Below are 23,508 nucleotides of genomic sequence, written 5' to 3'. Positions count from 1 at the left end.
CAAGATTCATCAAACTTGTTGGTATAATATCAAATAAGTAAATTTGTATATGCAGACGATTGAAATTCAGGTACCGGACGATAAAACCCAACAGGTTAAACAATTTTTAAAAGAATTGAACATTACTGTGAAAGTAAAAAAACAAAGCACTACTCCTAATGCCGATACAATTGATGCGATAAACGAGCTAAAGGCCGGGAAAGGTAAAAAATTCAACAATGTAGCAGAACTGTTTAATAGCATTTAATTGCATCATGTTTCAAATAGTTACCTCTACAAAGTTTTTAAAAGACCTAAAACTCCTTAAGAAACGCTCGGCAAACGATTTCCATTTACTGCAACTACTCATCGAAACCCTTGCAGAAAAAGGCCATTCCGGTTTAGCTAAGAAGCATAAGCCGCATAAGTTAAGCGGCAATTACTCCGGTTACTGGGAGTGCCATGTAAAACCCGACCTATTATTAATTTGGGATGAAAATGAAGAAATAAACCTACTGGAATTGGTGCGCACAGGCTCACATTCTGACCTATTCTAACATTATTTTTCCTTTTGAATTTTTACTTTTGAATTAATGAATTACTCCACCTTCGAGACCGAACTGCGGGTACGCCCCGATGATATAGACATGTTTCACCATGTGCACAACAGCAAGTATTTTGATTACGTACTTGCCGCCCGTTACGACCAAATGGAACGCTGCTACGGCATGGCTATGGAAAAATTTATGGAGCGTGGTTTTGGCTGGGTGGTGCGCACCGCGCATGTTGACTATAAACGCGCACTCACCATGGGCGACTACTTCATCGTAAAAACCGGCATCGAAACTATTAATGACAAGGGCTGTCGCGTGGCCTTTACCCTAACCAATAAAGCCACTAACAAAGTTTGCTGCGACGGCTACTTCGATTACGTGATGATTGACATGGCTACCGGCCGCGGCGCAAAAGTCCCGGAGGATGTAATTGAGCATTACCAGATCTAAACACTATGGTACCCTTTACAATTTTCGAAATAGAAAATCACCTGCGGCCCGATTTCAGCACATCAGAATTTGAAACATTGAATGGATGGGATTTTGGATGGGAGATTTTATCTACCATCAACATTGCTGAATCAAGTGACGATGATGATGAGCTTTCAAAAAGATTTTCGCCGGGGCAAAAAGCCCTATACTTTTTTTGGTATTTGGACGGAGCAGTAGCAAACGGGGGATTTAAGCAGTTTTATGATCACAATTATGGCAAATATCTCCCCACTATAAAAAACGGGTTGGCCTTGGTAGGCGACATTGAACTTTTAAGCCTTGTTGATAAAGTAGAGCGTGCTTACCTCGAAAATCAAAAAACATTTGATGAATACAATGCAAGCTATTTTCAATTGCACGATAATACCATGGCTATAATTGAAAAGTACGCGCGGGCAAATGTTGAAGAATTTGTAAAGCTCGTTTAGTCGATAAGTAATTTTTAAAATTTTAAGGATAAGATCAGCAGAACTCCTGCTGATCTTATTGTGCACCTGGCAAGCCTCTCTGCCTCCCTAAAAATCCACACTATAGCGCATAGATAACCTTGCAAACGGGTATCGTTTGTTTACATCGCCATGTTCGTCATATTTTCCACGTAAAAAGAAATAACCCGATTCGCCAACAACCGATAGCTTTTTAGACAAGGCGTACCGCAATTCGCTGTTAACGGTATGCAAATAGTAATGAGATTTATTCCCGTTTACTGTATAAAGAAATGCGCCGCGGTAATCAAAACTTGCAAAAAACCTGTCTTTTACAATTATCCCGGCCCCGCCATTAAAGCTAAAGCCCGACGTATAATCATAATTTCGGCCGTTTGATGAGTAAGTGCTGGGCACCGCCGCCAGCAACACGGGGCCGGTGCCTATATTGGTGTTGACCTTCACTTTTGTACCCACGTCATATTGAGAGAAAAGGTTTAGCTTAACGCTTTGGCCACCATAAAAGAACGACTCATTACTAATGTAATCATAATTTGCGCTCAGGATAGCCAGGTGTTTAAAGTCTCGGTTTGATTCCAGCTCCCACCCTGCCAGCGAACCGTACACATTTATCGCGTTCACTACCGAACTATCATCCTTACCAACCTCCAGGTTAATCATGATATTACTGAATGGAGTATGGTAATCTTTATAACGGTTACCATAAAAGAGCTTGGCACGCCCAAATATCCCTGCCTTTTTATTGCCGCCTTCTGCACCTGTAATGCTATTGAAAGTACGGGCGCCCAGGTCAAACTCGGCAGATACTTGTGATGAATCCCTGTCCTTAGGGTTACCATACACTTTGCCCCATCTACCATCAAGCAAACGGTTCAGGCCATTCATTGGGTTGGCTAAAAAGGCGACAAACTCTTCCATCTGCCTGCCAAAGCCACGGTGGCGGTTGTTTACGATTTTGTTAGAGAGTCGGTAACTCATCTCGCCCAACACGATCCCCCCGAAGCTTGTGTTCACAAAATCGTTGGGCGACGGGTGCTCGTTCTCGCCAAAGGTTTCCCAAAAATAACTGCCCGCAACAGCCGCCGGTGCCGATTGCCAAAAGTTATACCCATTGCTACGAAATGAACTGAAGTATAAACTCCCCTGGTACGGGTGCCCAAATTGATTGGTACGAAAAATATCTTTATCCCATTGCCAGCTGCCGGGGTTTAAGTTGCGCCAAATGGTTGAGGTGGTTACGTTAGAGTATGGTGCATGCACTACAAACTTACCATAACTAAAGGGTATGGCTTGCGCAAGCCCCCACTCGATGGCGGCGCGGCCAAAGCGTTTTGTCTCGGGTGGTGCGGGGCCAAAAAATGGCGTACGTGCACGCCTAGGTATGGGCTTTGGCAACGTGTCAACAATCAACTTGTTGGCATCCTGGGCGGTTTGAGCAATCAGGGTTACGGGGAAACATAACACCACGGCTAAAGCCAGCATGGTGAACTGGTAAGGTAAAAATTTCAATACGCGTGCATTAAAGGGTTAAGTCATCAACAAGATTGTATTACGCAAATGTTAAGGTTAAGGTTATGTCAACTATAATGCATTTTGGTGTAAATGGTTTGCAAAAAAAATATTTTAAGGCCAATATCGTGCCCGTAGCTTTCTGGCGATTATTCTGCAATAGCTATTTTAAGTATGCGAAAGTTTTTTATTTTTGAAGAGGGCAAATTATTTAATTAGTAATACACTAAAGCAATTGGAACCAACCGGAAATATTTTTCGCGATATTGTTGAAATGTCACCTTTCCCGGTGTATGTATGCACGGGCGAAGATATGACCATCACGGTTGCCAATGCCGCTACCCTGAAAGCCTGGGACAGGGACGCATCCGTTATCGGGAAAACTTTTTTTGATGCCCTGCCCGAACTGGAAGACCAGCCATTTTTGGGCTACCTGCAAAGCGTTTACCGCACCGGCAAAACATTTGATAGTGGCAGTGAGCGGGTCGATCTTTTAGTGGCAGGCAAACTACAAACCTATTACTACAAATTCACCTATATGCCCCTGCGCAATGCAGATGGCAATGTATATGGTGTAGCGGCCTTTAATACCGATGTTACTGAACTTGAGCGCGCTAAACAAGCGGTAGAAGAAAGCGAAATGACGCTTTATAACCTGGTAAGGCAGGCACCTATAGGCATCTGCATCATCGGTGCCGAGGACTTGATGATTGAGGTGGTGAACGATACCTACCTTGAACTGGTTGGTAAAAAACGCAAAGAACTGGAACGCCGCACCATTTGGGATGCCGTGCCCGAGGCCGCGCCCGCCTATGCCCCGGTCATGAACCAGGTTATTACAACCGGCATGGCCTACACGGCAACAGAGGCCGAGGTTACAATGATCCGCAACGGGAAACCAGAGGTGATTTATATAGATTTTGTGTACGAGCCGGTGCGCCACTTTGATGGCAGCATTAATTCGATATTAGTTATAGCCATTGATGTTACCGATAAGGTATTGGCCCGCCGTAGCATAGAGGATACTGAAGAACGTGGTCGCCTGGCTATTGAGGCCGCCGAGATAGGCACTTTCGATTTGAATCTACTTACTCAAAACATGGTAACCTCCGAGCGTTTCAACACAATATTTGGATTTGAGAAAGCTGTTGGCCGCCGAAAGTTGATAGACGCTTTTATTCCCGGGGACAAGGAGATTCGCAGCAAGGCGCATGAAGAAGCCCTGAAAACCGGCATACTATTTTACGAAGCGCGAATATCAAACCCCGACGAAACCACCCGCTGGATCCGGGTACAGGGGAAAATTTACTATGATACCGACGAAACGCCTGTACGAATGCTTGGCACTGTGTTAGACATTACCGAGTTTAAACGCCTGCAACAGCAGAAAGACGATTTTATAAGTGTTGCCAGCCACGAGCTTAAAACCCCCATGACGTCACTAAAGGCATCTATCCAGATCCTGGATAAGCTGATAAAAACCAACGGCAACCCCGAAAAGGTGACCCAGTTTATAAGCAAGGCAAATACCAGCCTGTCTAAAATGCAGCACTTGATAGAAACCCTGCTTAATGTATCTAAAATAAGCGCCGGCCAACTGGCACTCAATAAAACCAACTTTAATGTTGCTGAAATGGTTACGGAAAGCTGCGACCATATCCGACTTGCCGGCGAACACGAACTTGTTTTAAAAGGCGATACAACTGTTGATGTTTTTGCCGACAAGAGCAAAATAGAGCAGGTTATAGTAAACTTTGTTAACAACGCGGTTAAATACGCGCCATTATCCAAAAAAATAATTGTTGAAATCAAAAAGCGCGAACGCTCTATTAAAATATCCGTACAGGATTTTGGCGAAGGTATCGCCTATGATAAGATTCCCCACTTGTTTGAACGCTATTACCGGGTAGATGCTACCGGCCTGCAATACTCGGGCCTTGGGTTAGGGCTATATATTAGTGCCGAAATTGTGGAGCGCCATGGCGGCAAAATAGGCGTTAACAGCGAAGCCGGCAAAGGCAGCACCTTTTGGTTTAGCATCCCCGTTCCTGAAAATTAATCCCAGATGCCGTTTGCAGCAGTAAGTATAACGGGTTGCCCGCCTGTTACCATAATGGTATGCTCGTGTTGTGCAACAAAACCACCTTTTTACCTACCAGGGTCCATTTATCGGCCTGGGTATTCGCAATGGTCGATGCGGTAGATATAAAAGTTTCGATAGCTACAACCGAGTTTTTCTTAAAACGGGTCACATTCCACTTATCGCAATAATTAGCAATTTCGTGTGGTTCTTCGTGCAGGCTGCGGCCTACGCCATGGCCTGTTAAATTTTTGATAACTGTATAACCTGCTTTTTTTGCTTCAGTTTCTATCAAACGGCCAATTTCGTTGATCTTAACGCCTCCTTTAATACTGCTGATAGCTTTCTGCAAAATTGCTTTTGATGCTTCTACCAATTTACCGTGGCCGTGGATATCCTCGCCCAAAACAAAAGAACCGCCATTGTCAGACCAGTAGCCATTCAATTCCGCGGATACATCAATGTTCACCAGGTCGCCTTCTTGTAGTATTTTTTCTGCGGATGGTATCCCGTGCGCAACCTCATTATTGATGCTGATGCACGTCCACCCCGGGAAACCGTAAGTAAGCTTTGGGGCCGATTTTGCACCAAGCCCGTTAAGTAGTTCGCCACCAAAATCATCAAGTTGCTTAGCGCTCATGCCGGGTTTGGCATATTGGCGCATTTGCTTAAGCGTATTAGCCACGGCATTACTTACTTTTTCCATCCCCAAACGTTCGGCTTCTGTTGATATTGACATGGTACAAAATTACTAATCCTGATTAACATTTAAACAGCCTTACAACATAACAAGGTAAATTAGCGATGCATTGGCTATCCTTATAAAACCTATATAAATGACCGTACCGCTGGTTTATAATTGGGCTTGCTGCATATTTATCGTAAAATAAAAAGTGGAGCCTTCGTCTTCGCGGCTTTCCACTTCAATTTTAGTTTTGTGGTAGCGTAATAGTTCTGACACCAGGTATAGCCCTATGCCGAAGCCCGATACGGTCTTTATCTTTTCGTTTTTAACCCGATAAAATTTATCAAATAACTTTTGCTGATCTGCCAGGCTTATACCAATACCATCATCTTTCACAAAAACCTTTACCTTATTGCCAAGCTTTACACAGCCAATAACAATTGAGCCACCTTTAGGCGAATATTTGATAGCATTACTAAGTAAATTCATCAGTACTTGCCCTATTTTATCCCTGTCTGCCCGTATAATAATATCCTCGCAGTCCTGTAATTTAACCGTATGGCTCGAAGCTAAAAATTGGGCATCGCCGGCAATTTCCTCTATCAGCTTGTGCAACTCAAACACCTCTTTATTCAGCCGGATCTTCCCTTCCTCCAAACGCGCAAGGCTCAGGAAATCCTGTATCATCAATGTCATCTTTTGGGTTTGTACCTCCGCCCTGGTCAAGGCATTCAGTTTAAAAGCGTTGCCTTCCATTTTCTCTTTTGCCAACAAGATCTGGATATATGATTTTACGGCGGTTAAAGGCGTTTTAAGTTCGTGGCTAACCATCGCTATAAAATCATTCTTTCGTAATTCCTCCTGCTTGTTCTCGGTAATATCAACCACAGTTCCAATAAATCGTTCTGCCTTACCGCCCGCTTCAAAATAAACTTTACCCTGTGCCCTAACCCACCGTGTGCTGCCATCATCAAAACGGATGATCCTTAAAACTATATCGTACTCCCCGCCGTATGCCCCGTCCAGACAATCCTGTATCGCCTGCACCACACGCTCTTTATCGTCCGGGTGCAAGTGTTGAACGTATATTTCAAAAGTTATTTCCTTGTCTAGTGGCAACCCATAAATCTTTTTACATTCATCGCTCCACGTCAAAAGATCAGTTTTAGGTTCCCATTCCCACGTACCTAAATTAACGGATGCGATCACCATTTTCAATTTGGCTTCGCTTTTTTCAAGTTCCTGTAAAATAATATCCCTGCGGATACTTGCTTCATTAAGCTCAGTAATATCGCGCGTAAAGCAACGGGTATGCACAAACTCGCCGTTTTTAGTTAATACATTGGAGTTAATAAGTACATGCTTAATACTGCCATTTTTACATCTAAGTTTTGAAGCGTAATTTTGAAGCGTTTCGTTATTGGTGAGGCGGGTTAAAATATCAGATATCACGTTCTCATCAGTATGAAAATCAGTTATGGAGAAACCTATATATTCATCTTTGGTATAGCCTAACAAATCAAGCTCGGCCTGGTTAGCCCATATTATAACGCCGTTGCCGTCCACCCAGTGTAGTGGTAAAGATGCGTTTTCTACAAAATCTATCAATTCATCTAACTTGCTTTGCAGTTCCCTTTCTCTTTGTTGGTAGTGGGCGATATTGATAGTAGGATTTGAGGCATCTTCCATTGGTCTTCTAAATTACCTTTATAATATCACTTATAATAACATTTACTTTTAAGAACATAAGCAAGGCATTATTTGCTAAAAGATGACCGGCCAGAAATTATTTTACCGGCATAGTAAAGGTGAAGGTAGTTTCTTCTTGTCGCGAGTCTACCCATAACGTACCACCATGGGCGCGTGCGATTTCTGAAGCGATATAAAGGCCAAGTTCAAGCCCGTCCTTACCCGACTACCACGTGAAAACGGCCTGAACAGCTTTTCTCTAACAGCTTCGGGGGTTGGTTTGCCCGCGTTTGTAACAGTTGCCGGGAATAAGTCCAAAACGATCTCATCGCGCACTGCGCAGGTTATCCACTTATCGTCGGTGACCCGGGCAACCCCCAAAAACCCCATGCCCGTAGTGCGGCAAACTACTTCTATTATAGATGTTATTGCTTCAATGCTGCCTATTGCATCAATATCTGCTTGTATATTCTCCAAAAAGGGTGGGTGGTTTTTTGTTACAAATGAAAGTCTTTCGGCACAACTGCAACGACATTTATAATTTTTGCGCCACAGTAGCACACATGGTTAATAAAGCGTACCTTTGCAAAATTATTTTCAATGGATAAACTCCATCGGCGATAACCAATACAATAGCAATACAATGAAAAAGATCGTCGATTACCGCAAACTTTTAAACGTTACCGAAGCTGCCGAGCTGGCCGAATTAAAATCAACCTACCGCAGTTTGATGAAAGAATGGCACCCGGATAAATTTCAGGATAGCGAAGACAGCAAGCACCAGGCCGAAGAAAAAAGCAAGACCATTATTGAGGCTTACCACTTTTTAGTAAGCATAGCGCCCGAAACCCGCGCGCAATCTTTAGCGGAATATACCGCTACCACAGGCACAGCTGCCATTGTAGATTTTGAATACAAATCACAAGTGTTACGTGTTGATTTTACTGACGGTAACTCTTACGAATACTTTGACGTGCCAAAAGCCGTTTATGTAAAACTGGTTAATGCAGATTCGCCGGGCAGGTTTGCACGCAGGCATATTTATACCGAATACGTTTACCGCAGCACAAGCAAACTGGTAGCCACAGCCTAATTATTTTTTTAGTAATTGTGTTGTATGGATGACATGCAGTATAATCCGGATAATTAAATTTGTTGGATAATTTTCTGCTGCATTTATGTTTAAAAAAATAGCTTTCGCCTTACTGTTACTTTTTATCGTATCTGAAAGTTCATCGGCCCAATATACCTGGGCTTTAAAGAGCGATAAGGACGGCATTAAAATATACACCAGCACTGTAACTAATTCAAAGCTTAGGGCTTTAAAGATAGAATGCAGCTACCAAAGTACCCTTACACAGATGGTAGCTGTACTGCTTGACCTTAAAAGCCGCCCGCAGTGGATCTATCATACAAAATCGATCCGCCTGGTTAAACAGGTTTCCCCTTCCGAGCTTTTTTATTATTCGGAAATAAGCATACCATGGCCGGCACAAAACCGCGACTTTGTGGCCCACCTGATAACTACGCAAAACGAAGAAACCAAAATAGTAACTTTGGATGGCCCCATTGCCCCTACCATGGTGCCCGAGCGTGATGGGATTGTGAGGGTAAAAAACTCCATCAGCAAATGGCTTATTTTCCCACTTAATAAAAACGAAGTTAAGGTAGAATATACCATACAGCTTGATCCCGGTGGCGCTATACCTGCCTGGCTAAGTAACATGTTCGCATCCGATGGGCCTTACGAAAGTTTTAAAGCACTAAAACTGCAACTTAAAAAAACGGAATATAAAACCGCCCGCTTGCCGTTTATTAAGAATTACTAAAAGCTATACTTTTTATTTTTTGGCAAGTGCATTATCCAATTGCTTTAGCAAAGCAACGCCCGTATCAGGTGGCATCGCGCTTTTAAGCAGTATGTTGCCATCACTGTCAAACAAAAGATAATTGGGTATCGAGAACGCGTCTACCCCGCCCCATATCATAGTGGTAAGATCGTCCCGCAGGGCTTTGTTTGCTTTGATATGATTTCCGGTTAAGTCAAACGCCTGCATATCCTTTTTCCAGGCGATGTTAGAGGTATCTTTATCTACAGATACGTAGAGCATTTCTATATTTCTTTCCATTAATGCTGCATGTAATGCCTTAGTATATTTAAACTCCTCTTTACAAGGTTCGCACCAGGACGCCCACATATCTATAAATACCGGTTTCCCTTTAAAATTTGTCAGTAAAGTTTTAACACTGTTTATATTTTCATAATTCGCTATTACCTTAATACTATCGCTTTTGCTTTGCGCCTTAACATCAAATGCAGTAACCGAGACCATCGCCACTATCAGAAAGATCTTTTTCATTGGTTGTAAGATACAAAAAGTGCCCTTAACATTTGCTAAGGGCACTTTTTGTTTTTATGCTTTGACGTTACATGTTCGGTTTACCGTCGCTGTCTAATTCAACAATTGGATAACCTAACTTTTGCAGTCCGGGTAATACCCTTGCCTTATCGCCCACTACCAGTATCACCATATTGTCAGTGTTCAGGTATTTGTCGGTAAGCTTTTTAAGCTCGGCCGGGGTAATGGTTTGCAAGATCTTGTTTTGCTCGTCAACATATATTGGCTTCAGGTTATACTCTTGGATCTCTGAAAGAAACACCGCCTTTTGCCTGTTAGTTTCGTAATTACGGGCATCGCTCTGGCCTATTGAGGTTTGGGTAAACTTCAATTCCTCGGGCGTGATACCTGCTTTTTGGTAATCCTTTATCTCTTTAATAAATTCATACACCGAGCTATCGGTAGCCGTAGCCAAGACACCTGCTGATGCCGTAAAAGTACCGCCAAATTTACCGGAGTTAAAACCCGAACGTGCGCCATAGGTCCAGCCTTTTTTCTCGCGCAGGTTTAGGTTGATGTGGCTATTGAACGCGCCTCCTAAAATGTAGTTGGCTATACCCAATTTGTAGTAATCGCCTGTTGCATCATAGTTTAGTTTATCCAAATAACCTATGCGGATCTCTGATTGAGCAGCACCGGGTACATCAACAATGTACAACGTGGTTTTTTCGAAAGTTTTACCTTCGTTCGGGGTTGGGATGGTTACTTTTTTGTCTGCCCATGCGTTCAGGAACGCCAGGTTGCCTTTGGCTGTGCCTTCGTTCACATCGCCCACAACCACGATGGAGGTTTGCGACGGGGTGAAATACTTGTCGTAATAAGCCTGCACATCCTGCAAAGTGATGCCGGCAACGGTTTCTTCGTTCCCACCTGTCGAGTAAGTGCGCACATTATCCGTTCCGTAAAGTATTTTACTGTAAACGGTTGATGCCACACCTGCGGGTTGGGTTTTGGCTTGTTTAAGGCCTTCTATCGTCTGCTTCTTGATCCGGTCCAATGCATCTTGCGTAAACTTAGGGGCAAACAAACGCTCCTGTAGCAAGTTCATGGTTGCAGGCAGGTTTTTAGTTAGGGTTGATACGCTAACGAACATTTCTTCGGCACCTGCGCCAATGCTGATGTTGCTACCCAGTTTATCCAACTCGGAGTTAAATTGCTCGGCAGTGTACTTTTGGGTTTCCTCGTTCATCATACGGCCCACAATGCCTGCTAATCCGGCTTTAGCAGGGTTGCTGATGGCATCTAAACCACCGCCTTTGATCGACATAGAGATAGATACCGTTGGGATCTCACTGTTTTTGGTACCGATCATTTTTATACCGTTCGGTGTAACAGACGACCACATTACCGGCACTTTAATTACAGGGTTTGCACCTGTAGCCGGTTTAGCGGCGCGGTTAAAGTTATCGGTGGCTTTTTTATAGGTTAAGCCGTTGTAACCATAATCAGGGGCTTTGTACCCCGCGGTATTTACGGTATAGTTGTCTGGCGCAGCAGCTGTTAAAGTACCGCCTTTAGGCAACACACTTAATATAACGGCCGGTTTGCCTTTGATGTATTTGTTGTACACGCGCATTACATCATCCTTGGTAACTGCCCTTATATCGGCCAATTCACGGCCTATCTGATTAGGGTTGCCGGTTAAGTATTGGGCTTCTGCAAGTTCAGATACCTTGCCGTTAACGCTTGATAAACCATTTACGGCATTTGCCTCGGCGCTGCCTTTAAAACGGACAAGTGCCTCATCGCTCACGCCTGTCTTTTCAAACTCAACTAACGACTCATCTACCAGTTTTTTAGCATCAGCTAAGGTTTGCCCAGGGAACGGAACTACACGGATGCTGATCTCGCCAGATAATTCGGGACTTGCCGAATTCATGGACGCTTGTGCTGCCTTACGCGTTTTTACAAAGTTTTTGTAAAGGATAGAGTTACGACCCTGCCCGATGATCTCTGATAGCGCATCTAAAGCTGCCCCGTCTTTATCGTAAGCTTTAACACCCGGGTAACTAATTGATAATAACGGCAGTTTCGCGTAATTATCAATGTATGACACATACCTGTCCGCGGTTAACACCGGGATAGGGAATGCTGCTTTATTAACAACAGGCCCGCGCGGGATGCTGCCGAAATATTTGCTTACCCATGCCAGGGTTTGCGTGGGATTAAGGTCGCCGCCGATGGTGATGGTTGCGTTATTTGGGCCGTACCATCTCAAAAAGAAATTCTTAAGATCGCTTACATTTACTTTGTTCAATTCCTCGATGTACCCAATAGTTAACCACGAATATGGGTGGCCATAAGGGTACATAGCCCTTGCTGCATACTCGCCAACTAAACCGTAAGGGCGGTTATCGTAGTTTTGGCCGCGCTCGTTTTTAACGGTTGCGCGCTGCACCTCAAATTTTTGCTGGGTAACGGCATCAAGCAAAAAGCCCATGCGGTCGCTCTCCAGCCACAGCATTTTTTCTAATTGATTGGCAGGTACGGTTTCGTAGTAGTTGGTACGGTCGCGGTTGGTAGATCCGTTTAGGGTACCGCCTGCTTCGGTAATAATTTTAAAGTGGTCGCCATTGGCAACATGGTCGCTTCCTTGGAACATCATGTGTTCAAAGAAGTGGGCAAAACCCGATTTACCAATTTCTTCTCGCGCCGAACCTACATGGTAGGTAATATCCACGTGTACTAATGGGTCTGAGTGGTCTTCGGCCAAAATAACGGTTAACCCGTTAGGAAGCACATACTTCTCGTAAGGGATAACCAGTTCGGTGCCCTTGCGGGTAACCTTTTCGATCAGTTTAGGCTGTACAGCAGTTTGGGCGTTGGTAGTTAGGGCCGCTACCACAAAAACCTGTGCCAGCAAAGCACATTTTAAAGTTTTGTTCATATGATTAATGTTTAGTCAGTATTATTTCTCCTGATGTTTGAAGCATCCGGCAGGAAAATATAATATTAATGAATTAACGTATGAGTTGATATTATAGCTGTAGATTTTGAAACACTGTAACAGATTTGTGACAATTAATTATCGCTTAACCGGGATGTTTTTAATGACGCCTGCGCCTATCACGATTACGAAGAACTGCATTTTACGGTTTCACAATGTTACCTTAAATATTGTTGGCGCTAAACACCAACAACACCTACCACAGGCAATGAATATGCAAATCGGATAACCTTAAAAGTTATCCGATTTTTTGTTTAAGAAGCTTTTAATGTGAAATAAAAGGTTGAGCCTGCGCCTTCTGTACTATCTACTTTTATTTCGCTACCGTGGTACTTCAATATCTCCGATACAAGGTAAAGCCCGATACCAAAACCTGATACCATTTTAATTTCTTCGTCCTTTACCCGGTAAACCTTTTCGAACAGGCGTTTTTTGTCGGTATTGTTTATACCAACGCCCTCGTCCTTTACAAATATTTTTACGTCATCGCCGGTTTTGCTGCAGCCTATCGTGATTGTGCCCCCTTTTGGTGAGTACTTGATGGCATTGCTTAACAGGTTGATGAGCACCTGCCCTATTTTGTCCCTATCTGCCGTTAAATTTATTCCTTTACAATCAACAACGGTAACCTTATGGGTTGTAGTTAAAAACTGCGCGTCATCAGCTATTTCTTCTATCAGGGTGTGAAGTTCAAACTCCTCTTTGGTGATGCGGATCTTGCCCTCTTCCAACCTTGCCAGGCTCAGGAAATCGTGGATCATGGAGGTCATTTTTTTTGCCTGCACATCTGCACGTGTCAGCGCGTTCATACTAAAGCCGGTCTCATCTTTTTTAGCCTGGGCAAGTAAAACTTGAATATAGGTGCGGATAGATGTTAAAGGCGTTTTAAGCTCGTGGCTTACCATGGCTATAAAATCGTTCTTCCTTAATTCTTCCTGCTTCTTTTCGGTTATATCACGGGCTATTTTTGATAGGCCGATGATCTTCCCCTCCGCATTTTTGATGGGCGAAATAGTTAACGACACATTTATCAGTTGGTTGTACTTGGTTACCCTAACGGTTTCGAAATGCTCCACACGTTCGCCGTTTTTAAGCCGCGCCAATATTTGTGGTTCCTCCTCCTGCCTGTCGGCCGGAATTAGTTTAAGGATGGATTGCCCGATCATTTCATCGGCGGTGTAGCCAAACGTCCGCTCTGCCGACCCATTCCAACTGGTGACAATACTATCAAGCGTTTTGCTGATAATTACATCCTCAGACGAATCGATTATAGAGGCAAGCCGTGCGCTTTGCTCGCCGGCTGCCCGCTGTTCTGTAACATCAAGTACAGTACCAATAAACATATTGGGCTGGCGCAAAATATCAAACGTAACCTTGCCCTGCGACCTGATCCAACGCTCGGTCTTATCATCAAACCGAATGATCCTGATCGTTACATCGTAGGTACCATCGCCCGCCGGGTTTAACGCGTCTTGAATTTGCTGTAGCGAAAATTCTTTATCATCCGGGTGAATGTGATCTGTAAAAAACTCAAAATCAACTTTTGCATCTAACGGCAGGCCGTAAATTTCTTTGCATTCTTTAGACCACGTAAGTTCATGTGTAACGGGGTTAAAATCCCAGGTACCTAATCTGGTTGAGTTAATAACCATATTTAACCGGGCTTCAGATTGTTTAAGCCTGGTTAAAATATCCTTAATGTCGCCTTGCGTTAATTTATCGTGCATAAGGTAGATTTGCAATAACAGCACAAGCCCGTTATTAACTGCTAAATAATAATTTTTGAGCAATATAAGTTTTTAAAACTCAAAATAGTTGTAGCGGCAAGGATAGCATTGTAACAAAAAGGCAGGTAAACTTAAAAGGAGTAGCCTTTTGATTGTATGTTGATCGGATCAATAAATTATAACTGCCAGGAACACCACCCATATGGCGATGAAGAAAAACCCGGCAAAAACTTCGTTCTTATATTGCTTGTAAGTTTTGGTAAAAAGGCAATGTAGCACACCCAGCCTAAAAAAATGACAGCCATAATTGGTGCAGCAAATAATCTCATCGTATTTCGTATTAATATCCTATTGATTAAGGCTTTACAAATATACTATTATCTGCCATTCTGCGGAAATATGCGCACTGTTTTTACATAGCGCCCCTGGTAATAGCTATTAAAGGGCGTTTCTGTTACGCCATTGGCTTTACCGGACGTGGAGTGAATAAAAGTCAACTCCCGGCCCGGTGATCTGATAATAATGCCCATGTGACCAACTACCCTAATGGTGCTATCGGTACCGGTAAAAAGGATCAGGTCGCCGGTTTTGGCGTCACGCAGGTTTACGGGTTTGTCCATATAAGTAAAATCGACCGAGCGGCGGGGCACGGCAATCTTGAAATGGTTAAACACAAATGTGATAAAGCCCGAGCAATCGAAACCCACAGCCGGGTCTATTGATGCATACTTATATGGGATGCCACGTAAGGTATTGGCGAAGGCAAGTACCTGTTCGGGAGTGGTGTTCCCTGTATTTATTTTGGTAAATAAGCCGGCGCTATCAGGCGCGGGTGGCGGCAGGGTGTCTTGTTTGGCTACAGTAGCCCCGTTGCCCGTAATTACATAGGTTGGTTTGCGGGCATCTGAGCAAGAAAGTAAAACACCTGCCGAAAGCAACATGATGATGAGATAGCGCATACGTAGTACTACATTGTATTGTATAATAAGTTTTTATCGCCCAAACAAAAAAGGCGGATAACCTTCATCAGATCATCCGCCTTTAATTCAAGTATAATGTCGCTTACAGCGTTGCAATATCAATTACAAAACGGTAGCGTACATCACCTTTAACCATACGTTCGTATGCTTTAGTGATGTCTTTAATGTCTATCATTTCAATATCTGAAACGATGCCGTGCTCGGCGCAGAAATCAAGCATTTCCTGGGTTTCGGCAATACCGCCGATGCCCGAACCGGCAAGGCTTTTACGGCCGCCCAACAGGCTAAACGCTGCAACCTTTGCAGGCTCTGATGGCACACCCACGCAGATCATGGTACCGTTGGTACGTAACAAGCTTAAGTACATGTTAAAATCGTGCTCGGCGGATACGGTGTCCAATATAAAATCGAACGTACCGGTTGCGGCTTTGATCTGTTCAGGGTCTGACGTTACCACAAAGTGGTGGGCGCCTAACTTTTTAGCGTCTTCTTCTTTCTTTGGCGAAGTACTTAATACTGTAACCTCGGCACCAAAAGCAACACCAAATTTAACAGCCATGTGGCCAAGGCCGCCTAAACCCAATACGGCTAATTTGTGGCCTTTGCCAACACCCCAGTGCCTAAGCGGCGAGTAGGTGGTGATACCAGCGCACAATAATGGCGCGGTTGCTGCAAGGTCAAGCTTATCTGAAATGTGCAGCACAAATTCCTCGCGCACTACAATGCTGTTGCTGTAACCACCGTAAGTTGGGGTTTTGCCATCGCGACCAAGACCGTTATAGGTTGGCGTATTACCCTCAAGGCAATATTGCTCCAGATCTTGCTTGCAGTTTTCGCAAACCTGGCAAGAATCAACCATACAGCCGGTACCGGCAAGGTCGCCTACCTTAAAGTTTTTTACGTGCGCGCCAACCGCGGTAACACGGCCAACAATTTCGTGGCCCGGCACCATCGGGAAGATCCCCGGGAACCAGTCGTTTTTTATCTGGTGAAGATCTGAGTGGCATACACCACAGAACAAAATGTCGAATTGCACATCATGAGGGCCAACGTCGCGGCGCTCAAAGCTCCAGGGTGCAAGATCGGTTTGCGGGTCTTGTGCCGCGTATCCTTTTACTGGTATCATGTTTTTTGGTTTTTGTTTTTCGTAATACGAATATGGGCACATTATGCAGCTATTCGTGTAATATTGTTGTAAATAATTATAGCCGGGGCTTAGAAAACTGAGTTCGGCTCCCTCTCTTTCAAAGAGGGCCGGGAGAGGCTCTTAATACCCCGTATTAACCGTTAACTCTTTCCACGTTTCCAGGTCTTGCTTAACGTCGTTCATTTTTTGATAGGCAAGGTCATAGGCATCCTGACCAAGAAACAAGTGCATTGGCGCTTCTGCAGCTTCGGCTACGGTAATGATGGCAGCAACACCTTTTTCAGGGTCGCCGGCTTGCTGTCCGTTAATGTCGCTTTGGTGGGCCGCCTGTACATCGCGTACGGCTTTGTAATCTTCAATCTCGTTTTTTGGTACGCTCAGGGCATCGGGGGCTAAAAAGTTTGTGCGGAAGTACCCCGGAGAAACGATTGTAGCTTTTATCCCGAATGATTTAACCTCGGCAGCTAACGACTCTGTAAAGCCCTGCACCGCGAATTTGGTTGCGCAATAAATACCAAAACCCGGATAGTTGCCGCTAAAACCACCTATAGATGAAATATTAAACACATGCCCGGATTGCTGCCTGCGCAGATGCGGCATCGCCGCGCGGATCACATTTAACGACCCAAATACGTTTACATCAAAGTTAGCACGCGCTTCTGCATCGCTCAGTTCTTCTAAAGCACCTATTATGCCGTAACCCGCATTGTTTACCACAACATCTATCTTACCAAACAAACTAATGGTTTGGCTGATGGCATCGTTTACGCTTCTTTCATCTGTAATATTTACAGCCAACGGTAAAAAGCTTTCAGACTTACCTACGGCGTTTTCAAGATCGGCTACGCTGCGCGATGTGGCAGCCACGTTATAACCATTGTTTAATAATTGTTTTACAAGGCTTAGCCCGAGGCCCTTTGAGGCGCCTGTTACAAACCATACTTTTTGATTGCTCATTGTTTTATGTTTTAATGTTAGATGTGATAAAATTATGGCAAAGGCATCCCCTGTCCCTTCTTGGGAAGCATTTGTCATTTTAATAAATACTTTGAAAAATTAAGCGCTGTACGCCATTGATCGGCTTAGCTCTTCGTTAAAGCGGAACTCTTTCTCCAGCTTTTCCAATTGAGCCATGGCGCGGTCGTAAGCATCGGCACCCAATAATAAATGCAGCGGCGGGTTTTCGTCATACGCTACATTGATAATGGCTGTAGCAGCCTTTTCAGGGTCGCCTGCCTGCTGGCCGTGGTAACCCAGGTAGCGGTCTAATGATTGACCAACCACCTTGTAATCTTCAATGCGGTTTTTAGCGATGGTTAGGGAATCCTGCGTTAAAAAGCTGGTGCGGAAAGCGCCGGGGGCAACCACAGTTACCTTTACCCCAAATTCACGCACATCCTCAGCCAATACTGCTGAAAGGCCTTCCACAGCGAACTTAGTAGCAGCATAAACCGACCAGCCGATGCCCGGAGCAAAACCCGCGATAGATGAAATGTTAATGATGTGGCCCGATTGCTGGTAACGCATATAAGGCATAACCATGCGGATTACATTTAGCGTACCAAATACGTTAACGTCGAAACTGCTACGGCTCTCCTGGTCGGTCAGTTCTTCGATGCTACCGCCAATGCCGTAACCTGCATTGTTGATCACCACATCTATGCGGCCGAAAGCTTTTTTAGTTTGATGCATAGCGCAGCCCACGCTATCTTCATTGGCAAGGTCAACCTCAATCGGCAAAAAATTGTCGGCGGTTGAGCCTACAGCAATTACCAGTTCGGCAAGGTGGCGTGATGTTGCGGCAACATTTTGCCCTGCTGCCAGCAGTTGCTTTACCAGGCTTAGGCCTAATCCCTTTGAAGCACCGGTAATGAACCATGTTTTAATTTTGTTTTCCATTTTTGATGATGATTTGATAAAACAAAAGTACATCAGCAAAACAGGCAAGCGTTTACATCATTCAAACCAATACTTACAAAATTCAAACAACACGGTAAGAAGATGGGGTTGAACTGGTTTGTTTTTTAAAAAAATTATTGAAATGGGCGGGTTCTTCAAAGCCCAGGCTGTAGCTAATTTCTGATACATTCCAGTTGGTGTGCCTTAATAAGGCCTTGGCTTCGCTGGTTAGGCGTTCAAAAATATGGTCGGTAGTGGTTTTACCCGTGGTTACCCGGATAGCCCTGTTGAGGTGGTTTACGTGCACAGATAACCTATCGGCAAAATCCTTAGCCGACCGCAGGTTGAAGCGCTGAGAAGGTGTTTCTATCGGGAACTGGCGTTCCAGCAGTTCGGTAAATACAGATGTAATGCGCGAGTTGGCATCCGGGTGCTGGTAAATGGTTTCCTGTGGTTGTAGCTTAAGGGCATAGTGCATCAGTTCGGTAACATAGTTGCGCAACAGGTCGTACTTAAAGCGGTAATCTGAATTGATCTCGTCAAGCATCTTTTTAAAGATCTGGGTAGCGTACTCATCCTGCTCACTGTTAAGTGTGTAGGTGGGTTTGCCATTTAAGCCAAACATAGGCAGTTCGTGCACATTAGTGCGCAGGGTTTCTGTAAAAAACGATTCTTTAAAAATACAGAAGGACCCGGTTTGGTCATTACTTTTATGCTCGAAGGTATAGGGCACGTTAGGATTAAAAAAGATGAGCGTAGTGCCATCTACCTCAATACTCTTATCGGCATAGTGCACCACGTGCTTACCGCGGATAAGGCTGATCTTATAAAAATCGCGGCGGGTGTACACAATTGGCTTGGCGCCGGGGGCGTAACAATCCTCTAAACGAAAAACATTGAAGTGCCCGATATCCTGGCCCAGGTTATCCGGCATGTAATTAAACTTCTGTTTGTAGAAATCTTCTATTGTTTCTGTAGTTGCCATAAGGCAAAGTTACACAATTCAAACTAAACGCAAACTTTTATCGGAGGTGTCTCACCCTGTCCCACTCTGTACCGTTTTTTAACAAATGGGACATCTATACAAAAACACATAAGTAACTTTATAACAAATGATCGTAGCGTTTATTTAAAGTATTAGCTGATGAAACCTTGTTGCACCAAAAAACACAACACACTTATATACAGATACTTATAATTTAGAAATCGCACATGAATAAAAAAGTGGGACACCTGATACTACGCGTGCATAGTTCCTTCTATTAGCGTGCCGTAAAAGTCGGTAACGCTCATGCCCATAGCCCTTACCTGTTGCGGTATCAGGCTGTTGGCGCTTTGCCCCGGCGTGGTGTTCACTTCAATGAAGTAGAACTCTTGCGTACCCTCCAGCAATATAAAGTCCACACGTACCATACCACGGCAATTCAAGCGAAGATAGACCTGGGTAACTATTTCGGCTATCTCGTGGTTCTTGGACTCGGGCAGGTCGGCAGGGGTAATTTCTTCGGACACACCGGGCGTGTATTTGGCTTCGTAATCGAAGAAATCCTTCGAGCTGATGATCTCGGTAGCGGGCAGCACCACTATTTTGCCGTGCAGCCTGGCAATCCCAATGCTAAACTCTCGGCCTTTAATAAACTCTTCAATTAATACTTGCGGGTCTTCCTTAAAGGCCTTTTGGATAGCCTCGTGCAGGCCGCCAACATTATAAACCTTGCTCATGCCCACGCTGCTCCCGCCATTATTTGGCTTGATGAACAGCGGGAACTTCAGTGCAGAAGCGATGGTTGCCGTATCATGGTCGTCCTTTTGGTGCAATTGGATAGATTTGGCGGTGTGCAAACCGTGAATGCCATTCACAATAGCCTTGGTGTAGGCCTTGTTCATGGTGATGGCCGATGTGGTAGCATCGCAGGTGTTATACGGGATATTCACAAGGTCAAAATAGCTTTGCAGCTTGCCGTCCTCGCCCGGCGTACCGTGCACTGTAATAAACGCAAAATCGAACTTTATTTTTTCGCTGTTTAGGGTAAGGCTAAAATCGTTTTTATCAATATCGATGGCTTGGCCATCAGTTTCGTAAACCCAGTTATGGCGGTTTATCAGTATGGTATAAACCTTGTATTTGGTGGCATCTAAGCTGGCGGCAATGTTTTTGGCGCTGTCGATAGATACTTCGTACTCGCCGGTAAAGCCACCGGCCAAAAGGGCTACGTTTATGGTTTTCATGATAGCCAAAGATAGTTTTTGAATTTGAATGTGAGGATATGCCCGCAAAAATTTTGTGCGGTGCTCACTTGGCTTATTTACAGCTATCACAATCGCAAACCTACATTACCCGCACATCAATAACCTACTATTGCAAACGCGTGGGAATGCTAAAATAAAAAGTTGCGCCGTTACCTATCTCACTTTGCACCCAGATCTTACCGCCATGGCGGGTAATTATCTCGTCACAAAGATATAAGCCAATACCAAAGCCGTTTATATGCGCCATTGCTTTACTTTCCACGCGATAAAAGCGGCCGAACAAATGCTTTTGATCCTCCTCACTAATACCCATCCCACGGTCTTTAACGCTCACTTGTACATCATTACCAATAGATAGGCAGGCTATATTTATAGTGCTCCCAATTGGTGAGTATTTAACCGCATTACCAATCAAATTATTAATCACCTGGCCTATCTTATCTTGGTCTGCTTCGGTTTGCGTTGGCTCTACAGGTGCAAAAACTATGTTATGGGTTGAAATAGTCGCGGTAGATTCCTCCTCCATTTCCCTGATTAGATCGGCCATATCAAAAGGTTGTTTGTCCAATGGGATCTTGCCGGTTTCGAGGCGCTTCATATTCAAGAACCCGTCTATCATCGTATTCATTTTCCAGACTTGCTTATTCGCTTTGTCCAAAACCCCGGTGGCAAATGTGTCGTCTTTCTTCTTGGCAACCATGTGCAGCATTTGGATATAGCCGTTCATTGACGTTAGCGGAGTTTTAAGTTCGTGGCTTACCATGCTTATAAAATCATTTTTACGCTGGTCGTCCTCTTTCTGCTCGGTAACATCCATAATCGTACCCGAAAAATATGACGCCCTGCTATTCCGGGCCGGGTTAAGTTTTCCCGTCGCCCTTACCCACCGTAACTTATTGGTTCTAAACTCTATGATCGGATACGATATGTCATAGGGTTTACCGTTGGCGATGGCTATATCTACTTCCGTCGTTACCCGTTCGCGATAGTCTTCCTGTATTTGATTAACCGTAGCTTCGTAAGGCATTTTTTCATCAGGCCCATAGCCAAAAAATCCTTTTAAACGCACCGATGGTATAAAATCCCTTCTAACCGCATCCATATACCAAATGCCAAGTTTTGCCTGTTCAATAGCGATATCTTTCAATTCTTCACTTTCTTCGAGTTTCGTCTTAGCTAAAACCAGGCTATCCTGAATTTCTTTCAATTCATCGTTTGTTGAAATTAATTCTTCATTAGAAGCCATAATTTCTTCATTAGTGGCAGACAGCTGCTGATTTAGGTCCTCTATCTCCCTGCGAATGTTCACCTGCCCGGTAACATCCATAACCACTCCAGAAAACATGGTGTAATTCCCTTTTTCATCCTGCGCAATCTTACCTATAGATCTTAGCCAGATCACCTCATTATCATTAAACCGCCGCTGGGTATAAGTAATATCATAATCATCACCGCTTGAGATCGCTTTGTTGATCTCCACAGTGATTTTTTCTCTGTATTCCTCCGTTACCTGCCCTATAGCTTGCTCATAAGTCATTTTTTGGGGGCCGTTGTAACCAAAAATAATTTTTAACTTGTTGTTATATTCCAGGCCTTTGGTCACCGGGTCAATAAACCACGATCCTAAATTTGCTGCATCTACAGCAAGGCGCAACCTTTCTTCGGCAGCATTTATTTTATGGCGGGCAAGTACCCTGTCAGTAACTTCGGTGGCAACAACCATTATGGCTGTGGCCTGGCCCGAGTTATCTTTTAACGGGTGATACACCAGGTCGAAATAAGCATCTGCTGGCTCACCGTTTCTAACCAGCCTTGCATAAAAATCATTCCCATAAAATGGCTGGCCACTGTTCAAAACACCATTCAGGATCTCAAAAAAAGGCTGCCCTTCCAGTTCGGGCAGGGCTATATGCAAAGCCTTACCAATCACCTCATCTGTTTTACCCCAAAGTTCAATTAACTTGTTATTGGCAGATTCTACAATAAATTGAGGGCCTTTTAAAACACCAATGCCCACGGGCGCATCGGCTATCATATATTTTAGCTTGACTTCGCTAACAATAATCTTTTTTACATTTTCTTGCAGGCTGGCCTGCGTATTTACCAACTGCTCGTTGGCGGTTAGCAATTCTTCATTAATGGCAGCCGCTTCCTCAATCGCGGTTTGCAGCTTAGCTGTTTCTTGGATAGCAGAGAGCCTGAGCTCTATCTCGTCCATCACAATTTTAGCCAATCCTTCTAAAACCTTTTCATCCTCTTTTGTGAACGGGCGTGGTGTTTTATCAATTACACATAAAGTACCTATCCTAAAACCGTCATGAGTGGTTAGGGGCGCACCCGCGTAAAATTTGAGGCCGAACGAGCCTGCTACGTTGGGGTTAGTTAACAGGCAGGGTTCATCGGGCGCGTTTTCAAAAACGGTAAAGTCTTGTTTTAAAACCGCGAGGGAACAAAGGCTAATCCCCCTTGAGGTGACTTTTGCTTCGCCCATACCGATATTGGCTTTAAAATAAACCTGATCGGCATCTACCAATGAAACCAAAGATATGGGTACCTTAAAGATCTGGGCTGCCAACCGTGCTACATTGTCGAATGCATTTTCGGGTGGAGTATCCAGGATCTGGTAACGCCTTAGCGCAGAAATACGCTGTTCATCATTGTCGGGATTTATATTCTTCCCAAACGTATTTTCCATCGATATATATTAATTAGGAACCGCTAATTT

The 23,508-nt window shown here is 44.1% G+C and carries 21 protein-coding genes and 1 pseudogene; 7 read left to right on the top strand and 15 right to left on the bottom strand.

Translation table 11 applies throughout. The annotated features are described in order from the left end of the window. Positions 1–49: 49 nt before the first annotated feature. The 4 genes from ACVW0P_RS19540 to ACVW0P_RS19525 are packed head-to-tail and all read left to right on the top strand — an operon-like array spanning position 50 to position 1,453. Complete coding sequence (locus ACVW0P_RS19540; RefSeq protein WP_354431941.1) at positions 50–247, top strand: hypothetical protein; 198 nt, start codon at positions 50–52, stop codon at positions 245–247. A 7-nt stretch (positions 248–254) separates the two neighbouring features. Further along, positions 255–536: a type II toxin-antitoxin system YafQ family toxin gene (locus tag ACVW0P_RS19535; RefSeq protein ID WP_457133559.1), complete on the top strand. Its 282-nt coding sequence runs from the start codon at positions 255–257 to the stop codon at positions 534–536. Between the two features lie 36 nt (positions 537–572). Then, positions 573–983: an acyl-CoA thioesterase gene (locus ACVW0P_RS19530; protein ID WP_457133558.1), complete on the top strand. Its 411-nt coding sequence runs from the start codon at positions 573–575 to the stop codon at positions 981–983. Between the two features lie 5 nt (positions 984–988). After that, positions 989–1,453: a DMP19 family protein gene (locus tag ACVW0P_RS19525; RefSeq protein WP_457133557.1), complete on the top strand. Its 465-nt coding sequence runs from the start codon at positions 989–991 to the stop codon at positions 1,451–1,453. Positions 1,454–1,540: 87 nt separating this feature from the next. Here ACVW0P_RS19525 and ACVW0P_RS19520 read toward each other — a convergent pair whose 3' ends face one another. Then, positions 1,541–2,980 carry a DUF3943 domain-containing protein gene (locus ACVW0P_RS19520; RefSeq protein ID WP_457133556.1) on the bottom strand — a complete coding sequence of 480 codons (1,440 nt, stop codon included), beginning with the start codon at positions 2,978–2,980 and terminating at the stop codon, positions 1,541–1,543. 235 nt (positions 2,981–3,215) lie between these two features. Here ACVW0P_RS19520 and ACVW0P_RS19515 point away from each other — a divergent pair, with 235 nt between their 5' ends. Continuing rightward, entirely contained in the window at positions 3,216–5,039 is a 1,824-nt protein-coding gene (locus ACVW0P_RS19515) for a PAS domain-containing sensor histidine kinase (protein WP_457133555.1), read from the top strand. Here the strand turns inward: ACVW0P_RS19515 and map are convergent. The 4 genes and pseudogenes from map to ACVW0P_RS19495 all read right to left on the bottom strand — a co-directional run bounded on the left by map (position 5,036) and on the right by ACVW0P_RS19495 (position 7,911). Next, a pseudogene (gene map / locus ACVW0P_RS19510) lies at positions 5,036–5,799 on the bottom strand (type I methionyl aminopeptidase). The gene ACVW0P_RS19515 and the pseudogene map overlap by 4 nt on opposite strands. A 114-nt stretch (positions 5,800–5,913) precedes the next feature. Next, a complete protein-coding gene (locus tag ACVW0P_RS19505) occupies positions 5,914–7,434 on the bottom strand; it encodes a PAS domain-containing sensor histidine kinase (protein ID WP_457133554.1) in 1,521 nt (506 codons plus the stop codon). Positions 7,435–7,531: 97 nt separating this feature from the next. Beyond that, positions 7,532–7,615, bottom strand: a complete 84-nt coding sequence (locus tag ACVW0P_RS19500; protein WP_457133609.1) for a hypothetical protein — start codon at positions 7,613–7,615, stop codon at positions 7,532–7,534. Then, positions 7,582–7,911 carry a hypothetical protein gene (locus ACVW0P_RS19495; RefSeq protein WP_457133553.1) on the bottom strand — a complete coding sequence of 110 codons (330 nt, stop codon included), beginning with the start codon at positions 7,909–7,911 and terminating at the stop codon, positions 7,582–7,584. The genes ACVW0P_RS19500 and ACVW0P_RS19495 overlap by 34 nt, the downstream gene beginning before the upstream one ends. Positions 7,912–8,077: 166 nt before the next feature. Between ACVW0P_RS19495 and ACVW0P_RS19490 the strand changes: the two genes are divergently transcribed. Both ACVW0P_RS19490 and ACVW0P_RS19485 read left to right on the top strand, forming a co-directional pair. Next, the gene (locus ACVW0P_RS19490) at positions 8,078–8,527 is read left to right on the top strand and encodes a KTSC domain-containing protein (protein ID WP_457133608.1); all 450 of its coding nucleotides are present in this window, start codon (positions 8,078–8,080) and stop codon (positions 8,525–8,527) included. 85 nt (positions 8,528–8,612) lie between these two features. Next, the gene (locus ACVW0P_RS19485; protein ID WP_457133552.1) at positions 8,613–9,263 is read left to right on the top strand and encodes an START domain-containing protein; all 651 of its coding nucleotides are present in this window, start codon (positions 8,613–8,615) and stop codon (positions 9,261–9,263) included. A gap of 12 nt (positions 9,264–9,275) precedes the next feature. On the opposite strand, the gene ACVW0P_RS19480 is transcribed toward ACVW0P_RS19485, so the two are convergent. The 10 genes from ACVW0P_RS19480 to ACVW0P_RS19435 all read right to left on the bottom strand — a co-directional run bounded on the left by ACVW0P_RS19480 (position 9,276) and on the right by ACVW0P_RS19435 (position 23,478). Then, complete coding sequence (locus ACVW0P_RS19480) at positions 9,276–9,794, bottom strand: TlpA family protein disulfide reductase (RefSeq protein ID WP_457133551.1); 519 nt, start codon at positions 9,792–9,794, stop codon at positions 9,276–9,278. A 67-nt stretch (positions 9,795–9,861) separates the two neighbouring features. Then, positions 9,862–12,720: a M16 family metallopeptidase gene (locus tag ACVW0P_RS19475; RefSeq protein ID WP_457133550.1), complete on the bottom strand. Its 2,859-nt coding sequence runs from the start codon at positions 12,718–12,720 to the stop codon at positions 9,862–9,864. Positions 12,721–13,034: 314 nt separating this feature from the next. Continuing rightward, positions 13,035–14,507 (bottom strand): PAS domain S-box protein, encoded by a 1,473-nt coding sequence (locus tag ACVW0P_RS19470; RefSeq protein ID WP_457133549.1) that lies wholly within the window; start codon positions 14,505–14,507, stop codon positions 13,035–13,037. Between the two features lie 377 nt (positions 14,508–14,884). After that, positions 14,885–15,466 carry a C40 family peptidase gene (locus ACVW0P_RS19465; protein WP_457133548.1) on the bottom strand — a complete coding sequence of 194 codons (582 nt, stop codon included), beginning with the start codon at positions 15,464–15,466 and terminating at the stop codon, positions 14,885–14,887. Between the two features lie 103 nt (positions 15,467–15,569). Further along, positions 15,570–16,613, bottom strand: coding sequence for an NAD(P)-dependent alcohol dehydrogenase (locus ACVW0P_RS19460; protein WP_457133547.1), 1,044 nt, complete (start codon positions 16,611–16,613; stop codon positions 15,570–15,572). Positions 16,614–16,754: 141 nt separating this feature from the next. Next, complete coding sequence (locus tag ACVW0P_RS19455) at positions 16,755–17,591, bottom strand: SDR family NAD(P)-dependent oxidoreductase (protein WP_457133546.1); 837 nt, start codon at positions 17,589–17,591, stop codon at positions 16,755–16,757. A 99-nt stretch (positions 17,592–17,690) separates the two neighbouring features. Beyond that, entirely contained in the window at positions 17,691–18,533 is an 843-nt protein-coding gene (locus ACVW0P_RS19450; protein ID WP_457133545.1) for an SDR family NAD(P)-dependent oxidoreductase, read from the bottom strand. A gap of 82 nt (positions 18,534–18,615) precedes the next feature. Then, positions 18,616–19,518, bottom strand: coding sequence for a helix-turn-helix domain-containing protein (locus ACVW0P_RS19445; RefSeq protein ID WP_457133544.1), 903 nt, complete (start codon positions 19,516–19,518; stop codon positions 18,616–18,618). 254 nt (positions 19,519–19,772) lie between these two features. Then, positions 19,773–20,762, bottom strand: a complete 990-nt coding sequence (locus ACVW0P_RS19440; RefSeq protein WP_457133543.1) for a D-alanine--D-alanine ligase — start codon at positions 20,760–20,762, stop codon at positions 19,773–19,775. Positions 20,763–20,889: 127 nt separating this feature from the next. Next, on the bottom strand, positions 20,890–23,478 hold the full coding sequence (locus ACVW0P_RS19435; protein ID WP_457133542.1) for an ATP-binding protein: 2,589 nt from the start codon (positions 23,476–23,478) through the stop codon (positions 20,890–20,892). Positions 23,479–23,508: the final 30 nt, after the last annotated feature.

Source organism: Mucilaginibacter sp. UYNi724 (genome assembly GCF_054057495.1).
Note: the sequence above shows the minus strand (reverse complement) of the source record. Positions and strands in the feature narration are given on the sequence as shown.

Bases quoted from the DNA above. Each gene is read 5' to 3' on its own strand.
- ACVW0P_RS19480 (WP_457133551.1), bottom strand. From the start codon at position 9,794: ATGAAAAAGATCTTTCTGATAGTGGCGATGGTCTCGGTTACTGCATTT.
- ACVW0P_RS19505 (WP_457133554.1), bottom strand. From the start codon at position 7,434: ATGGAAGATGCCTCAAATCCTACTATCAATATCGCCCACTACCAACAA.
- ACVW0P_RS19435 (WP_457133542.1), bottom strand. From the start codon at position 23,478: ATGGAAAATACGTTTGGGAAGAATATAAATCCCGACAATGATGAACAG.
- ACVW0P_RS19530 (WP_457133558.1), top strand. From the start codon at position 573: ATGAATTACTCCACCTTCGAGACCGAACTGCGGGTACGCCCCGATGAT.
- ACVW0P_RS19540 (WP_354431941.1), top strand. From the start codon at position 50: ATGCAGACGATTGAAATTCAGGTACCGGACGATAAAACCCAACAGGTT.
- ACVW0P_RS19450 (WP_457133545.1), bottom strand. From the start codon at position 18,533: ATGGAAAACAAAATTAAAACATGGTTCATTACCGGTGCTTCAAAGGGA.
- ACVW0P_RS19460 (WP_457133547.1), bottom strand. From the start codon at position 16,613: ATGATACCAGTAAAAGGATACGCGGCACAAGACCCGCAAACCGATCTT.
- ACVW0P_RS19525 (WP_457133557.1), top strand. From the start codon at position 989: ATGGTACCCTTTACAATTTTCGAAATAGAAAATCACCTGCGGCCCGAT.
- ACVW0P_RS19445 (WP_457133544.1), bottom strand. From the start codon at position 19,518: ATGGCAACTACAGAAACAATAGAAGATTTCTACAAACAGAAGTTTAAT.
- ACVW0P_RS19440 (WP_457133543.1), bottom strand. From the start codon at position 20,762: ATGAAAACCATAAACGTAGCCCTTTTGGCCGGTGGCTTTACCGGCGAG.
- ACVW0P_RS19455 (WP_457133546.1), bottom strand. From the start codon at position 17,591: ATGAGCAATCAAAAAGTATGGTTTGTAACAGGCGCCTCAAAGGGCCTC.
- ACVW0P_RS19470 (WP_457133549.1), bottom strand. From the start codon at position 14,507: ATGCACGATAAATTAACGCAAGGCGACATTAAGGATATTTTAACCAGG.
- ACVW0P_RS19475 (WP_457133550.1), bottom strand. From the start codon at position 12,720: ATGAACAAAACTTTAAAATGTGCTTTGCTGGCACAGGTTTTTGTGGTA.
- ACVW0P_RS19490 (WP_457133608.1), top strand. From the start codon at position 8,078: ATGAAAAAGATCGTCGATTACCGCAAACTTTTAAACGTTACCGAAGCT.
- ACVW0P_RS19465 (WP_457133548.1), bottom strand. From the start codon at position 15,466: ATGCGCTATCTCATCATCATGTTGCTTTCGGCAGGTGTTTTACTTTCT.
- ACVW0P_RS19535 (WP_457133559.1), top strand. From the start codon at position 255: ATGTTTCAAATAGTTACCTCTACAAAGTTTTTAAAAGACCTAAAACTC.
- ACVW0P_RS19485 (WP_457133552.1), top strand. From the start codon at position 8,613: ATGTTTAAAAAAATAGCTTTCGCCTTACTGTTACTTTTTATCGTATCT.